At 36.8% G+C, this 16,148-nt stretch carries 15 protein-coding genes; 7 read left to right on the forward strand and 8 right to left on the reverse strand.

Going from position 1 to position 16,148, the window contains the following annotated elements; all coding sequences use genetic code 11:
• Positions 1 to 56 precede the first annotated feature (56 nt).
• Complete coding sequence (opuD, locus tag PSR14_RS28130; RefSeq protein WP_001230133.1) at positions 57 to 1,574, reverse strand: glycine betaine transporter OpuD; 1,518 nt, start codon at positions 1,572 to 1,574, stop codon at positions 57 to 59.
• A 666-nt stretch (positions 1,575 to 2,240) separates the two neighbouring features.
• Between opuD and PSR14_RS28135 the strand changes: the two genes are divergently transcribed.
• Positions 2,241 to 3,113 (forward strand): cell wall-binding protein EntA, encoded by an 873-nt coding sequence (locus tag PSR14_RS28135; RefSeq protein ID WP_000733324.1) that lies wholly within the window; start codon positions 2,241 to 2,243, stop codon positions 3,111 to 3,113.
• A gap of 213 nt (positions 3,114 to 3,326) precedes the next feature.
• Here PSR14_RS28135 and PSR14_RS28140 read toward each other — a convergent pair whose 3' ends face one another.
• Complete coding sequence (locus PSR14_RS28140) at positions 3,327 to 4,556, reverse strand: IS110 family transposase (RefSeq protein WP_098487274.1); 1,230 nt, start codon at positions 4,554 to 4,556, stop codon at positions 3,327 to 3,329.
• A 370-nt stretch (positions 4,557 to 4,926) separates the two neighbouring features.
• Between PSR14_RS28140 and PSR14_RS28145 the strand changes: the two genes are divergently transcribed.
• The gene (locus PSR14_RS28145; protein ID WP_001102521.1) at positions 4,927 to 5,229 is read left to right on the forward strand and encodes a DUF3910 family protein; all 303 of its coding nucleotides are present in this window, start codon (positions 4,927 to 4,929) and stop codon (positions 5,227 to 5,229) included.
• Between the two features lie 40 nt (positions 5,230 to 5,269).
• On the opposite strand, the gene PSR14_RS28150 is transcribed toward PSR14_RS28145, so the two are convergent.
• From PSR14_RS28150 to PSR14_RS28160, 3 genes are read right to left on the reverse strand one after another with little or no spacing between them, the layout of a single operon-like run.
• A complete protein-coding gene (locus PSR14_RS28150; protein WP_000666874.1) occupies positions 5,270 to 6,649 on the reverse strand; it encodes a zinc ribbon domain-containing protein in 1,380 nt (459 codons plus the stop codon).
• Positions 6,650 to 6,662: 13 nt separating this feature from the next.
• Positions 6,663 to 8,216 (reverse strand): hypothetical protein, encoded by a 1,554-nt coding sequence (locus PSR14_RS28155; protein WP_000271593.1) that lies wholly within the window; start codon positions 8,214 to 8,216, stop codon positions 6,663 to 6,665.
• A 5-nt stretch (positions 8,217 to 8,221) separates the two neighbouring features.
• A complete protein-coding gene (locus PSR14_RS28160) occupies positions 8,222 to 8,710 on the reverse strand; it encodes a zinc ribbon domain-containing protein (protein ID WP_001281743.1) in 489 nt (162 codons plus the stop codon).
• A 157-nt stretch (positions 8,711 to 8,867) separates the two neighbouring features.
• Between PSR14_RS28160 and PSR14_RS28165 the strand changes: the two genes are divergently transcribed.
• The gene (locus PSR14_RS28165; RefSeq protein WP_000939167.1) at positions 8,868 to 10,487 is read left to right on the forward strand and encodes an SWIM zinc finger domain-containing protein; all 1,620 of its coding nucleotides are present in this window, start codon (positions 8,868 to 8,870) and stop codon (positions 10,485 to 10,487) included.
• A complete protein-coding gene (locus PSR14_RS28170; protein ID WP_098487169.1) occupies positions 10,471 to 13,227 on the forward strand; it encodes a DEAD/DEAH box helicase in 2,757 nt (918 codons plus the stop codon). Before PSR14_RS28165 ends, PSR14_RS28170 begins: the two co-directional genes overlap by 17 nt.
• Before the next feature lie 25 nt (positions 13,228 to 13,252).
• Here the strand turns inward: PSR14_RS28170 and PSR14_RS28175 are convergent, their stop codons facing one another.
• The gene (locus tag PSR14_RS28175; protein ID WP_001080713.1) at positions 13,253 to 13,738 is read right to left on the reverse strand and encodes a VanZ family protein; all 486 of its coding nucleotides are present in this window, start codon (positions 13,736 to 13,738) and stop codon (positions 13,253 to 13,255) included.
• A 110-nt stretch (positions 13,739 to 13,848) separates the two neighbouring features.
• Between PSR14_RS28175 and PSR14_RS28180 the strand changes: the two genes are divergently transcribed.
• Together PSR14_RS28180 and PSR14_RS28185 are read left to right on the forward strand one after the other, a co-directional pair.
• Complete coding sequence (locus PSR14_RS28180; RefSeq protein ID WP_000257701.1) at positions 13,849 to 14,073, forward strand: DUF1659 domain-containing protein; 225 nt, start codon at positions 13,849 to 13,851, stop codon at positions 14,071 to 14,073.
• Between the two features lie 67 nt (positions 14,074 to 14,140).
• Positions 14,141 to 14,356, forward strand: a complete 216-nt coding sequence (locus PSR14_RS28185) for a DUF2922 domain-containing protein (RefSeq protein ID WP_001197597.1) — start codon at positions 14,141 to 14,143, stop codon at positions 14,354 to 14,356.
• Positions 14,357 to 14,375: 19 nt separating this feature from the next.
• Here PSR14_RS28185 and PSR14_RS28190 read toward each other — a convergent pair whose 3' ends face one another.
• Complete coding sequence (locus PSR14_RS28190) at positions 14,376 to 14,774, reverse strand: DUF4359 domain-containing protein (RefSeq protein ID WP_000747726.1); 399 nt, start codon at positions 14,772 to 14,774, stop codon at positions 14,376 to 14,378.
• A gap of 194 nt (positions 14,775 to 14,968) precedes the next feature.
• On the opposite strand from PSR14_RS28190, the gene PSR14_RS28195 reads away from it, so the two are divergent.
• Positions 14,969 to 15,475, forward strand: a complete 507-nt coding sequence (locus PSR14_RS28195; RefSeq protein WP_000997432.1) for a competence protein ComK — start codon at positions 14,969 to 14,971, stop codon at positions 15,473 to 15,475.
• 55 nt (positions 15,476 to 15,530) lie between these two features.
• On the opposite strand, the gene PSR14_RS28200 is transcribed toward PSR14_RS28195, so the two are convergent.
• Positions 15,531 to 16,001, reverse strand: a complete 471-nt coding sequence (locus tag PSR14_RS28200) for a sigma-70 family RNA polymerase sigma factor (RefSeq protein ID WP_000801289.1) — start codon at positions 15,999 to 16,001, stop codon at positions 15,531 to 15,533.
• Positions 16,002 to 16,148 lie beyond the last annotated feature (147 nt).

Here is a 16,148-nt window from a genome sequence, read left to right on the forward strand (position 1 = left end):
TCAAGTTCCTTCTATATAAAAAAGAGCTGATACATAATCAGCTCTTTTTCCTTCTATTATTTATGACGCTTCATACGTCCTTCTTTTTGTAACTCTTTAAATAAGGCTGCCATCATAAAGAAAATAACGAAGACGAATGGGAATGCTGCAATGATAGCTGCCGTTTGTAAGGCTTCTAATCCACCTACATATAATAAGATAGAAGCTAGAGCAGCTAAAACGATACCCCAGATCATTTTAATGCGATTTGGTGGATTTAAACTACCATGTGTCGTTAACATCCCTAAAACGAATGTCGCTGAATCTGCAGATGTAATAAAGAATGTAGAAATAAGAAGAATAGCTAGAACAGATAAAGCCGATCCAAAGCTTCCCATCTGGTCAAACATAGCGAATAACCCTACTTCTGTTCCCATCTCTTTCACTTTTTCAAAAATATGTGCATCACCGAACAGCTCCATATGAATACCAGTTCCGCCGAAAACAGAGAACCAAAGGGCACCAATTACGGTCGGTACGAGCAACACACCGATAACAAACTCACGAATGGTACGTCCTCGTGAAACACGAGCAATAAATGTACCTACGAATGGTGACCATGCAATCCACCATGCCCAATAGAAAATTGTCCACGATTGAATCCATTGGTTTCCACCTTCATCTAATGGACTTAATCGGAAACTCATGCTTGGTAATTCCTGAATGTAAGCACCAATTGTTGAGGTGAAGTAATTCATAATAAAGTTTGTTGGACCTGCAAATAATACAATAATCATAAGTGCAAATGCCAAAATAATATTCGTATTACTTAAATATTTAATTCCTTTATCAAGACCTGTTTGCGCAGATAACATAAATAACACTGTTACGATTGCAATAATAACTAACTGAGTCGTTAATGAATTCGGGATGGATGTTAAATAACTAACACCACCGGCAATTTGTTTTGCACCAAGACCTAATGATGTTGCCACGCCAAACACAGTCGCGAAAACAGCTAACACATCAAATAAATGAGCAATACGTCCATGGTCCCCGCCTTTAAATAACGGTCCTACTGTCGCACTAATTGTACTTGCTTTTCCTTTTCTAAAAGTAAAGTAAGCAATACAAAGCGCTACAAATGCATATAGTCCCCAAGGATGTAATCCCCAATGGAAAAATGAAAAACGCAGTGCAAGACGTGCACTTTCCTCAGTTGCACTCTCTCCAAACGGAGGTGCATACAAATGGTTTAATGGTTCCGCAACGCCCCAGAAGACTAAGCCGATACCCATACCAGCACTAAATAACATAGCAAACCATGTCATATAACTATAATCAGGCTCGTCATCATCTTTACCTAAACGAATAGAACCGTATTTCGAAACAATTAAAAAGATAGACACACCTAAAATAATAGAAACAGAAATAATATAGAACCATCCAAACTTACTAACTAATGCAGTTTGAATTGCGGTTGTTACATTTCCTAGGCTACCTTTTCCCATAATAGATTCGGGAATAATCCCCCAAAGTGTAAATGCAATACATAATGTTAATGAAACGATGAATGTTTTTGTCAGTTTCCTCATCAAATCCCCCTTCGTAGGTTTCACTTTTGTAAATAACATAAATTCCGATATGTAAAATCGGATAGAAAACTATGATTTTTGTGGTGTTTTTCTTACTTTCACCTTCACCAATTCGAATTCTTATGGACAGCCTTACCTTCCGTATAACCTTTTTCACTCTGCAAGAGCTATAAGATTGAAATACTGCTGTCAAATTGTGCGAGAAAAATGCGGATGGGAATATATTTCCCCCAAAAAAGGTGTGTTACAGATGTAAAAAAGGGCATTTTTCTTCCTTGCAACCCTTTCTTTTTGTAACAATTATGCGGTTTTTTTGCTAGTATATAGCACGTGTTTATAATTTCACAAATGAAATGTTTATGTTTATATAACTATATTACCCATAAAACGGTAAAATACTCAAGGAATGTAATCGTTTAGTAAACATCATGTAACACTCCTGTAATATTTTTATTTACGTCGAAAACAATATGTTGTATTAAATATTTTGAATATAAGTAGAAACCTACTAATCATATAGAATGAAAAACGCTTTCCTATATTTTTTGTTATATTACAGCATGTTAACGACTTATTACGAATGGTTTGTAATTGTGTGTTTTCCCCAAATCCGAAAAAATCTGTTGCTATAATGAGGACACGAAAACAAACGCAATGGAGGCTATCATGAAAAAATTAATTGGTATAGCAACAGCAGCAGTTTTTGGTCTTGGGATTTTCACATCATCTGCTAATGCAGAAACTGTTGTAACAACAGACGTACTAAATGTACGCGAAAACCCTACTACTGAATCAAAAGTTGTCGGTAAATTACTAAACGGTAATAAAATAGATGTTCAAAATACAGAGAACGGATGGTCAAAAATCACTTTAGATGGTAAAGACGCATTCGTAAGTGCAGAGTTCACTAAAAGCATCTACTACGTAACAGCTAACGTATTAAACGTACGTGCTGAAGCGAACACAAACTCAGAAATTCTTGGGACGCTTAAGAAAGATGATATGATTGAAACAACGAACCAAGTACAAAATGAGTGGTTACAATTCGAATATAACGGAAAAACAGCTTACGTTCACGTTCCTTTCTTAACAGGTACAGCACCTGTTATTGAGAAACAAGAACAACCTGCTCCTGCTAAAGCTGTAGCACCAGCTAAAGCACCTGCAGCACAAGCAAAACAAGCTGCTAAGCCTGCTGTAAAAGCTGCTAACACTAGCGCACCTGCTGGTGGTCGTGAGTTAACAGTTGTAGCTACAGCATATACAGCTCATCCGAGCGAAAACGGTGGCACATATGGCGGCCGTGTATTAACTGCAATGGGTCATGACTTAACAGCGAACCCAAACATGAAAATGATCGCTGTTGATCCGAAAGTAATCCCATTAGGATCTAAAGTATGGGTAGAAGGTTACGGAGAAGCTATCGCTGGAGATACTGGCGGTGCAATTAAAGGTAACCGTATCGACATCCTACTTGGATCAGATAGCGCTGCTCAAAAATGGGGCCGCAAAACTGTTAAAGTGAAAATTTTAAAATAACCAATGACTGCTAAAGCCAGCTCTCTTTGTTGAGAGCTGGCTTTTATTTTTTATATAATACATATAAGACCTGCGGTAGTATGTCAACTTAGAAATAACAAAGTTTAAAGTTGTCAAAGGTCAATTTGTTTAAAAAAGGCATCACAAAACTAAACCAGTAACGAATGTAATTTACTGGAAAATAATGAAAGGTAGCGATGACAAAATTTTATGTCATTCTTTCACACACCTTCCAGGCGTAAAAAGTTGGTGGCTACGTAGTAGCGCATCCACCAATCGCACAAATTTTCTTGCGGTTAGAACGAGTGCACGTTTGTGTTGATGTTTTGGTACTTCATTATATTTTTTCACGTAATACTCTTGATAATCTGATACATGCTTTCTTACTGAATTGGCGGCTTCAACTAAGTAATAACGCAAGTAATGATTACCTGTACGGGATAATGAAGTATCTTCGGCTGTAAAACGACCGGATTGGTGCTTTCGCCAGTATAATCCAGCGTATTTGGCTATTTTTGTTTCATCGTCAAATCTTTCGATTTGGCCAATTTCAGCAATGATACCGGCAGCGAAAACAGGGCCTACTCCAGGAATAGATTCAAGTGTTTGGGTCAAACCAGCCATGATTTTTTTAATAGACTTTTCTAATTCCTTGATTTGCTGTTGAAACGTACGAATGACTGCGATGGATGTACCTAAGATGACATCTATTGAATCTTCTACAACCTTATCCAAGCGATAAGAAACTTTCACAGCTTTGTGAATGGATGCTGCTACGCATTTTGGATCACCAAAACGGTTTCGACTTTTTTTCTGTAGGAACTCAGCGAGTTCTTCTAAAGGCATATTAGCGAGTTCCTCTAAGCTGAATTTTTCAAGAAATAGTTCTGTCATGGCGCTACCGAATACGGAAGTATCCACCTCTTGTGAAAATGTATTACATTTAAAACTTAGGTGTTGAAGAAAGTGTTGTTTTTCTTTCGTTAACATTTTGACAAGTTGGTATCGTGATCGAGTTAATTGCTGCAGTGCCACGTACTGGCTTTCTTTTACGATAGACATTTGATTACGGCCAAATCGTAAGTAATCAGCAATGACAAAGGCATCAATCTCATCGGTTTTATTCATGTCAGAATAACTTTTCTTAAAATTTGCGACTTGCTTTGGGTTTAGGAGAAATACTTTTGCTCCAAAACGCTGTAAATCTATATCATGGTGAAGAAACATAGAAGGATGAAAGCTGTAAACAGAGGTGGATTCTAGACCAATCTTAAGGATGTCGACCTCTTTACCTGCAACACACTGTAATAATTTTTCTTTGAGTGTAGTAGCTCCCGGTAGGTCATTACTGACCGAAAAAGAATCCAGTTTTTCTCCATCACCATTTAAAAAGCAAACTTTCATATCAAACGAACTTACATCTAAACCAACAAATAATCTCATGTAAGAGACCTCCCTTCTATATTAGAATCATTTCTTGGACGTCTCGAGATATCTCTAGTGTGTACGCCGACCAACAACCTCGTGTATGAGAGCTAGTCCTGAATCGAAAGCCGCCCTAGAGCTACTATCATCTAGGTTCGAGGGTCAGGCTGCTCAGCCTGCGAGTAGGGAGTCCCGCACGTTCACTGAGAAACACTCTTCAAATGTGGTAAATCCACAGGAGGTGAAAGAATTGTCCCAAATGATCCTAAAATCATTATCTAGAAATATCTTGGGACGTCCAAGTATTTTTATTTATAGGGCTCTTATTAAGAAGAAAATCTAAGCCTGTAATAGGGCTTAAATATTAATATACGAGGAGGTTATACCCATGAATGTACAAGCAAAAGTAGACTGGATCGGTACACCAAAACCGTATATATATAAAGATGAAGTAACATATGACGCTACTTCTATTGATTTTTCACTCGCTGGCGATGACAATCGCTATAAATTAATTGTGCTCAAGTCTGAAGAAAATACACATTACAAATTTGTCCAATATGGAATCAAACCCGGCTCACAAAAGCCATTCCCTATCGACATTCCATTCGAACAAAACATGTTACCAATCATAGAGCAAATATTACATGATCCGTATGTACAAGCGATATTAAAAGAAACCCGCTTCTAATCAAAAAAAGACTATCTCAATCATGAGATAGTCTTTTGCATTAATGAGTTGGACCAGATACTTCCTCTGATTTCAACGTATTATTCGCTCCAAGAGAATGGTACAATATCTTTCCATTTCCATTCACAGTAACGATATGATCATTATTAAAGCTTTTGAACTTCACAGAGCCATCACCGTAACGAATATGATACTCTTCATATGTCGTTACTTTATATTTCGTAGCACTTTGACGCTCTACATTACGAATTTCCATTGTTAATAAATCTTCTGTAATTCCTTTTTTGTGTAAATACTGTATATAATCACGGTCTTCCTTGTACGATTTCCCGCTCTTATCATAATTATTTTCAATTAGGCTAAAATCATTTAATGAAATCGCACGCACATTATCATAAAGATGATTTCGTACAAAGTCGCCGACAGCCGAACTTGATGTTTCTTTCGGGAATTTTAAGTAATACGTGCTCTGGTCTCCGATTTTAACACTTTCAGATTTCATCACACCAAAATCAGTAGTTTTCTCTAAATGTACTTCTACTGTTTCATCTGTGGATACAGGACCAAGCTTATAACTTCCATAGCTTAATTTTCCACGTTTTTTTCCATTCACAAATACAGTTGCATCATTTTCATCAGAAGAAATGGTTACATAATTTCCTTCTAATGATAATGTCACATCCACTTTCGCCTCTTTTTCATCTGCCAAGTCCACTTCTTTTTCTGTTTCTAACTCAGTTAGTTCCGTCTTCGCTTTTGCCTTTACAACGTAAGAACCAGGGAAATATGGACCAACTTCTTTTGAAGTTTTATCACTCGATAACTCTGTCTCTTTCTTATCATTCACATATATTTCAGCGCTTTTCGCAGTTGTGCTTACATTCATATAATAAGATTTCATATTAAATTTATATTTCGGATATAAGAACCATTCTTTACCGTCTTCTATAATTTGACCATCTTTAAATGATGCTTTATCACTTGCTAGTTTTTGATCTACTGTCTCTCTTTGTAAATAAGATAGCAGTTCTTTATTATAAGAAGGATTTTCTTTTAAATAACGGATATATCCTTTAATATCGTCAACTTTCACTTTCAAACTCGGATCATCTACTTTTACAAACTCATCAATTGCATTCGCATCTTTCTTTTGGAATGCTTCAATCATAGCATTGACCTGCTTTTCTTTCGAAAACTTGCTTGCTCCAAATTTATACGCACCAAACAATATAGCAAAGATAACAACAAAGCCTATAAGTAACATTATATTTTTCTTACTTTTCACTGGCTTTATTTCTCGTTGTACTTCTGAACGAGAAGAAGTTGCCTGATCAGCAATTACATCTACCTTACTTCCACACTCGGAACAAAAGTTCAAATGATCTGCAACTTGTTTATTACATTTCCCACAAAACTTCAAATGGCTCTCCCCCTTATTTTTTCCCTAACTTCATACCGGCGAATGTTAATGCGTAAGAAAGAAGAAAACTACCTACAATTAAATACAGCGCGCTACTTTGAATAGAAAACAATGGACCGGAAATCCCAGCAAATTCTTTCATCACTTCTTTACTCCCTGAGGCCTCAACATGAATTTTGGCCAATCCATTTACACAAAGCATCATCACAGTATACACCACACTAAACACAGCGATAGTTACGTACATATTTTTCATCGGATATTGAGCCAATTTCATTCCAGCTCTAAATAGTAAAATACATGGTAATAAAATTAATAACCCCCACCAGTGCATATAGGAATTAAAGTCATCAATTTCTTTTACTCGTTGAAGATTAGCTCCGTTAGCAATTTCCAAATCTTTTAATGACGTACCATTTATTGATATTCCTGACGTATAAGATAAATGCAATGGCCCTTTTTCCATTGCGTATCTTCTCATTTCTCTATCCATATCTCCCCATTCAATTGCTGTTGGAGCAAAGTGAGCCATATTCCACATGTATGGTGTTGCTTCTAATGAAATGAATGTTTTATATGTTTTCTCTGGAAAATCAATTGGTCCCACTGACTTTGAACTGCTAAATAAAATTGTAATAAGTATAATACCAAATGTAATAAGCAATCCTTTTAATACAGTTACCACACTATAATAAATAGATGTTGCATATGGAATACTTCGACTTATAGAAGATAATAGACGGTGTGGCCCGGCTTGAATACACATACCAATAAAGGTAAATAATAAACCAAATATAATGCCATACAATAAACTACTAACATGTGAATAACCAATACTGATTGTCATCGTTTTATAGAATTGAGAAATTGTCGTAGAAGAACCTGCAATAAAGCTAACAATACACAAGAAAATTCCATATACGATACCGATGACACTCGATGTTAGTAACTTCTCACGCCAAATAGCAGAAGGGTTGCTTTTCTCTACAAAGAATCCAATTCCACCTAATATAAGTGCCGGAATTGCTAACAAGATGAACAATGGGAAATGAAGGATAAATGACATCGTATACGCTCCGCTCCCACTAACTTCAAGGCCTATTAAATGATACATTAAAATTAATGGTGCTATGCCAATGAAAGATTGATTAACAGTAGTCTCATTCAGCATACCGTCCATCTTTGTGAGCATCGTTCTCACTAGATCGTTAATCGCCGCATCGACAACTAAGCTACCAATCCAACCGGCTATAAACATACATGCAATTGCAAGCCCACCACCAAGTAAACCCTTTTTCAAAGTGCTTCCAGATGGACTTACATGCAATTGTAAACCTTCGTCTGGTAATCTCGTTTTCATTTCTTTTTTTATAATACCTAATAAGGAATCCCCGCATTTCTCACAATATGTAGCGGTCCCTTTACTTTCCACTCCACAAGTTCGGCAATACTTTGAGTCTTTCGGTGCTAACATAACTTCACTTTCTACACTACCTGTACTTGATCCATCATGTGTACAATAATTCGCTACATCCGATTGTTCTAAACCACAAGTTTTACAATACATGTTCCTCACTCCTTACTTTGCTTCATACCACAAACTGGACAGAATGTAGCCTCTGTTGCAATTTGTTCACCACATGAAGTACATGATTCATTTTCATCATTTTTTGATTGAAGGAGTAACTCATTTTCTTTCCCACACTGTCCACAAAACTTATCATTTACTGATAAGGGACCGCCACAGCTACATTGCCCTTTCTGTCCTTGATTCTGTAAATTAGCTATTTGCTTACGCGTATTATAAATAGCTACATCCAGCTCTTGTACTGGTTCTATAATATTTTTTAACACATCTACTCGAACTTCATCATTGCGGAGTTGCATATAGGCCATTTGACCAAGTTCCAGCAAAATTTCCGTTTTCGCCTGTAGTTTCTCTTGCGTAATTTTCTTTAATTGCGCAACCTCTTGAGCTACTTGTAATTTCATCTTCCCTTGCTCGATTCCCTCTTGCAATTTGTTCATACCGCTACCAAACTTCGATTGTAAATCTGACAAAACCTAATCCCTCCATAAATATATAGTAATATACAAAATTAACATTTTATATATTACCATGATTTTCAAGTAATGTAATCTAAATTTCATTTTTTCTGTTTTGAGCATTTTTTGTTTATAATGGTAAAGGAAAGAAATATGTGTACGGAGGAATATTATGCTGCAACACTCAATTACGAAAGATGAAATTATGATGATTGCGAATGAGTTCGTTCAAGGACTAGATCCACAGCAAACAGCTGATCAGGAACATGTCGCTACAGCTCGGCACCTATATCGTAGTGGTGTTGTCTACAACGTTGACTTTGATGGCTATACGCTATCAGGAACTGTAGATGCTGAAGGCAGCGTATATAGCGTCCATATCCCGATTCGTAACGTAGCTGAAAGCTATTGCGATTGCTTCGCACCAACGCAATGTGAGCATATGCTCGCTGTGTTACTATCGGCAGCATCTAGTTTCGGGCAAGTAGGAGATGTATTAACTTTATTCAAAAATAATACGAAACCTTCCCTTCCTCCTATTCGAACTGCAAGACAAGTATTGCAATCATCAGCTTTTGAAGAAACGGATTATAAAAGTTGGCAATCCTATTTTGATAACGAATATGAATCATTTAAAAAAGAACAAGCTCGGCTTACTTATAAACAAATGTATTTTCTTATGAGTATTTTTACGGACTTCTATACGAAACTCGAGCGGAAAGCCCCGCGTATCGTTGTAATACATGAATTGTTCAGGCTACATGCAGCGCTTTATTGCTTTCAAAAATTATTAGAAGAAATTCAGGACTTTGAAGCAAATAAAACGTATTCTTATCATCAGCCTGTTAACGTCGTTCGCCTATTTGTAGATAAAGTGGAATCCATCGTTCGGGACTTACAATCAGAATCGATTCCTTCAGAGTCTAAATCAATTCTGCAAGAAACAGCTCGTCTCGTTCACGAAGTATTTTTCTCCACCGATGCCTATACGCAAGAGAGGTTCTTTATTTATCGTCACATATGGAGTGAACTGTTACACAATAACGAGCAACTACAAGAAGAAGAAAAACGAATCGATACGAAAATGAATCCACTTTCCAAAGCATTAGCATCTTCTCATCTACTCTTTTTAAATGACGAAGATCGATTAGCGATGGACTTACTAAAGAAACAACCTGCTTCTGTTGTAAGTCTGTACTTCTATTGGTTAGAGGAATTATTAAATGCAATGAAATGGGATCGTGCGAAAAACTGGCTTTCCTTTACGTATAAACAAGTGAAGAAAACGATACATGAGCACGAAAATACAATTTTCATAAAAGATATCGTTCGCTTATTCGTCATCATGTATGAAACATATGCAACCCATACAAATGAACAAGCAGGACTCGAAATGATTTTGCAAGAGCTATTACCATATAGTTTCGCAAACTATGAACAATACGTACTGGCGAAAAAGCAGTATCGCACATGGGCAGAACTTCAGCTCTTACACGGTTTTGAAGCAATTGAACTTTTGAAAGAACCGCTGAAAGATATTGAGAAGGAAGCACCAGAAGCAGCCCTTCCTCTTTATCACCTTGCTGCTACCGAAGCTATTGAAGAGCGAAATCGCAAATCATATAGACGTGCAGTTCGTTACTTAAAGAAATTACGTACATTATATAAACGATTAAAGCGTACCGATGAATGGGATGCTTTCATTATTCACATCGCAAACTTACATTCACGTCTGCGTGCACTACAAGAGGAATTACGGAAAGGAAAATTAATCGATGATCAATCAAACTGAAGTAACAATTAGGCTCCAGCACGTTAGTCACGGTTGGTTCCTTTGGGGAGAAGATGATAGCGGTACTCCATTATCCGTAACAAGTTGGAAACGAAATGCATTTACATGGCACTCCACTTCCTTCTACGGCACGTTTCTAAAAGAAGCAAGCTTTGAAGGAAGACAAGGTGTTATGCTAACAAACGCACAAGCATTTGAATACATCGCGAATAAACCGATGAACTCCTTTGCCCGTATTCAAATGAACGGCCCTATTACAGCACTTACGGAAGATGCGAACGAATTGTGGGATGCCTTCACAAGCGGTAGCTTCGTACCTGATATGGAGCGCTGGCCTAAACAACCATCTTGGAAAGTTCAAAATACTCCAATCGAAGATGAAACATTGGCATCTCTTTTCTCGGCTGCAGTAAATGAAAGCATATTACAAGATAACCGTTCAAATGACGGATGGGAAGATGCAAAGAGACTTTATGAACATTACGACTTTACGAAAAGACAATTAGACGCAGCACTACATGAAGAAGATTGGCTTCGAAAAATTGGTTACATTGAAGATGACCTTCCCTTTACAATCGGACTACGACTACAAGAGCCGCAAGAAGAATTTGAAATGTGGAAGCTTGAAACAATTGTTACACCAAAGCGCGGGGCACATCGCATATATGTATATGAAAGTATCGATTCTTTACCAAAACGATGGCACGATTATGAAGAACGTATTCTTGAAACACAAGAAAGCTTCAGTAAGCTCGTACCGTGGTTAAAAGAAGGGGATACATTCCGAAGTGAACTCTTTGAAACAGAAGCGTGGAACTTCTTAACAGAAGCAAGTAACGAATTACTCGCCGCAGGTATTACAATCTTATTACCATCGTGGTGGCAAAATTTAAAAGCGACAAAACCAAAATTACGTGTGCAACTGAAGCAAAATGCTACGCAAACGCAATCTTTCTTCGGCATGAATACACTCGTTAATTTTGACTGGCGCATTTCAACGAACGGCATTGATTTATCAGAAAGCGAATTTTTTGAACTCGTTGAACAAAACAAACGGTTATTCAATATAAATGGCCAATGGATGCGACTAGATCCAGCTTTTATTGAAGAAGTACGAAAGCTCATGAATCGTGCTGATAAGTATGGACTTGAAATGAAAGATGTCCTTCAGCAACATTTATCAAACACCGCTGAAACAGAAATTGTAGAAGAGGATAGTCCATTTAACGATATTGAAATTGAACTAGATGGATATTATGAAGAGCTATTCCAAAAACTATTGCACATTGGAGATATTCCGAAAGTAGATGTCCCTTCTTCACTAAACGCTACACTCCGCCCGTATCAACAACATGGCATTGAGTGGTTATTATATTTAAGAAAGCTTGGATTCGGCGCATTGTTAGCTGACGACATGGGGCTTGGAAAGAGTATTCAAACGATCACTTACTTACTATATATAAAAGAAAACAATCTCCAAACAGGTCCTGCTTTAATCGTGGCTCCGACATCTGTTCTTGGAAATTGGCAAAAAGAATTTGAGCGTTTCGCACCAAATTTACGTGTTCAGTTACATTATGGAAGTAACCGAGCTAAAGGGGAATCCTTTAAAGATTTCCTTCAATCAGCAGATGTTGTATTAACGTCTTATGCATTAGCTCAGCTTGATGAGGAAGAACTTAGTATGTTATGCTGGGATGCTGTTATTTTGGATGAAGCACAAAATATTAAAAACCCACACACGAAACAGTCTAAAGCAGTGCGAAACTTACAAGCAAATCACAAAATCGCATTAACTGGAACACCGATGGAAAACCGCCTTGCCGAGCTTTGGTCTATTTTCGACTTCATTAATCATGGATACCTTGGCAGCTTAGGACAATTCCAGCGCCGCTTCGTCTCACCAATTGAAAAGGACCGTGACGAAGGAAAAATCCAACAAGTTCAACGTTTTATCTCGCCGTTTTTACTGCGTCGTACGAAGAAAGATCAAACAGTCGCATTAAACTTACCAGATAAACAAGAACAGAAAGCTTACTGTCCACTAACTGGTGAACAAGCTTCCTTATATGAACAACTTGTTCAAGATACATTGCAAAATGTAGAAGGATTAAGCGGAATTGAACGACGCGGATTTATATTACTCATGCTGAACAAACTTAAACAAATTTGTAATCACCCTGCTCTTTATTTAAAAGAAACAGAACCGAAAGACATTATCGAACGTTCCATGAAAACGAGCACGCTCATGGAACTCATTGAAAATATAAAAGATCAAAATGAAAGTTGTTTAATCTTCACGCAATACATCGGTATGGGGAACATGCTAAAAGATGTGTTAGAAAAACATTTCGGTCAGCGCGTCCTCTTCTTAAACGGTAGTGTACCGAAGAAAGAACGTGACAAAATGATCGAACAGTTCCAAAACGGAACGTATGACATCTTCATTTTATCGTTAAAAGCAGGTGGTACAGGATTAAACTTAACAGCTGCCAACCATGTCATTCACTACGATCGTTGGTGGAATCCAGCGGTAGAAAATCAAGCAACAGACCGTGCATATCGTATTGGTCAAAAGCGTTTCGTTCACGTTCATAAACTGATTACAACGGGGACACTTGAAGAGAAAATCGATGAAATGTTAGAAAGAAAACAGTCATTAAACAACGCCGTCATTACAAGCGATAGTTGGATGACAGAACTATCTACAGATGAGCTAAAAGAATTACTTGGTGTATAAACAAAAGGAGCTAATCTTTTCGAGATTAGCTCCTTTTTCTATTCCAAAACCAATTACTTATTATAATACCTGTTAATCCGCCGCACGTATCCAGTAATGAATCTTGCCACATCGGTGTACGATCGCCCGTAAACCATTGATGAATTTCATCAAATGTTGCATATCCCGCAACGAAAAGGAGAGCGTATATAAAACACCTTTTTCTCGAACAACCTGATCGATGAAAAGCGTAATACGTCAATGAACCGAGCATAAAGAACACCATAAAATGAGCACCTTTACGAAGGAAAAACTCAATAAATCCACCTACACCTTTATTTGCAATACTAACAGGTGTACCACCGCCGTAATCGATAGATACCCATGAAAAATGCTCTTTCACAAACTCCACATTTACATATTGTTCAATATCCGAACGCATATCCTGCTTTTTATACGGTTGTGCCGAGGAATAGAAAATCAGCCCCATCCATAGTAAAACAGGAATCCAAAATAACCATTTACGATTCATTCTTCCGAAACCCCTCTCTTATTCTTTTAAGAGTACCAAAAAAAAGAATAAATTTCACGCCAAAACATGACATTTGCATCCTATTTATATAGTGAAAGGGGGTGATAAACATGGCAGTCGAAACAATCGTAATGGATTTAACTTTACGTCTCGTCTTAAACAATGGATTAGATAAGAATGGAAAAACAGTTTTTAAGAACAAACAATTTAAGCGCGTAAAAACAAACGCAAACTTAGAGAAAGTACAAACCGTAGCTCGTGCTCTAGCTTCTCTACAAGCATCACCACTTCACGCTGTACAACTTGTTAGCACATCAGATCTTTCTAACCTTTAAGGTGGCAATGTAATCAGTGGGGATGTCCCCACTGATTACAAGATAAATAAAAAGGAGGAATCAACGTATGCAAGTACTAGAATTAATTTTCGCGAAAGAAGATGGAAAAACAGTTGTCTTTTCTATCGAGAAGCCGATCACACCTATTGATGCACAAGTCGTAAATCAAGTAATGGATACGATCCTTGCCTCGTCTGTATTTTCATCAATTAATGAAAATACCCGAAAAAAAGGAGCTCGTCTCGTGGAAAGGACTGTATCTGAAGTTCCTATTACCTTATAGACAAAAAGACGAATCTGCATCATTTTGCAGATTCGTCTTTTTTCTTCGGCATTTCAATTGGAATAAAGATTTTTGAAAAACCGACGCATACATATTTATAATGTTCTCCGCCGATATCAAATTCCGTCTTATATGTTGAGAAGAATATATAATCATCTCGCTTCGTATAATGATCGATTAATAATCCAACTTGTGGCTCAACATATTTTTTCGCCAACTTCTTACCAGCCGATGCTAAATCGCCAAGGAGACCCTCTTCATTTTCCTTTTGAACTTCATCTAGCTTCTTACTTACATCATTACGTTTCATAAACTGCTTTGCTGCCCAATCTGTATATTCACCTTTACTCGGATTACTATTTGCTAAATATACTAGAAGAACAACAACTAGAGCCATAATAATATACCTTTTCTTCATACTATCTCACCGCCTACTCTTTTCTATTTTCATATATATGTACAAGCGATGCAAATTAGAAAGACTATCATCTATTGATTGTAAACGAATAACCAAAGTTTACAATACGAAACAGAATATTAACAATCAATTTACTTAATTAGTATATAATTATATCTAGAATTATCACTATTTATAAAGGGGGAGTCAAATTTATGAATGACGAAAATGCTATTATTATTTCTAATTCAACAATGATGTTAGAACCTTGCAAGCACCCTTCTTATTACACAAAAGTGATCGACAGTAGTGGGAACCATCTTTACTCCTGTCAAACCGCTCTCCAGCTCATAAAAAAATCTTGTTTAACCAATGTTCACTCTACTTATCAAGGCAGACGGAAAGCAGTTCAAACAAACTTTCATTTCAAACAAAATGTCCCGATTCCAATTAATCATCGAGAATATATTTGTGCTTTCCCAACAGAGTCTCCTTCTTCTCCAAACTGTATATGGCTGTTTTATAACCATATAGATGACATAGAGTTTTTCAAAAAAAGTAAAAAAGCTACCATTCATTTTTCAAATGGCACAACTACAACTATACATATCAGTCCCCATAAGTTAAAACAACAATTATTAAAAGCTGGATATGTATTATCACGTATGAACATGCAAGATTCACTACAATTCAAAAACCTCTTATTACATTTACTACCTTAACAAAATAAGTAGAATGGAAAGCAATATCTCTTGCCTTCCATTCTTATGATACTATTTATCCTCTTAAGCTATTTCGCATTTTCTCAAGCGCCTGCCGATATATCCACCTCACTTGATAATAGGTCATCTCTGTCTCTAAAGCGATTTCCCCCATCGTCTTTCCTACAAAAAAACGTTCAAAAATAATATACTTCTCCTTCTCATCTAATACACTCATAAAATCCTTCACTTTCATTTCAATATCTTCAAAACGAAAGATATCCTCATACTCTCCTACACATACACACTTTTCTTGCACTGTGAATTCTTTTTTCAACCTCTCTAATATATAACCACGTACCGTTACAACTGCATATGCAGGAAAGCTCCCTTTCTCCGCATCAAACTTTTCATACGCATGCCAAAGACCGATTAACCCACATTGATAATACTCTTCATAATCTTGATAAATCCCTAACTTCTTTATTTGATTCACAATCATACCTTCATACAACACAACTGCCTCTTTAAAAGTCGCTGGTTTCACACGGTACCCGTTTCTAAAAGGTATACCTTTCTCGTATTCCGCGGTACCTTCACAATATAAAAATAAAGAAAGGATTTCACTGTGGGTAATTTTAAATACTATCACCGAAATTTGAAATTACATGAAGTAGAATTTGAAATTCTGTTA

Origin of the sequence: Bacillus sp. A01H, assembly GCF_045277205.1 — a bacterium.
In the GTDB taxonomy this organism is placed as follows: domain Bacteria; phylum Bacillota; class Bacilli; order Bacillales; family Bacillaceae_G; genus Bacillus_A; species Bacillus_A paranthracis.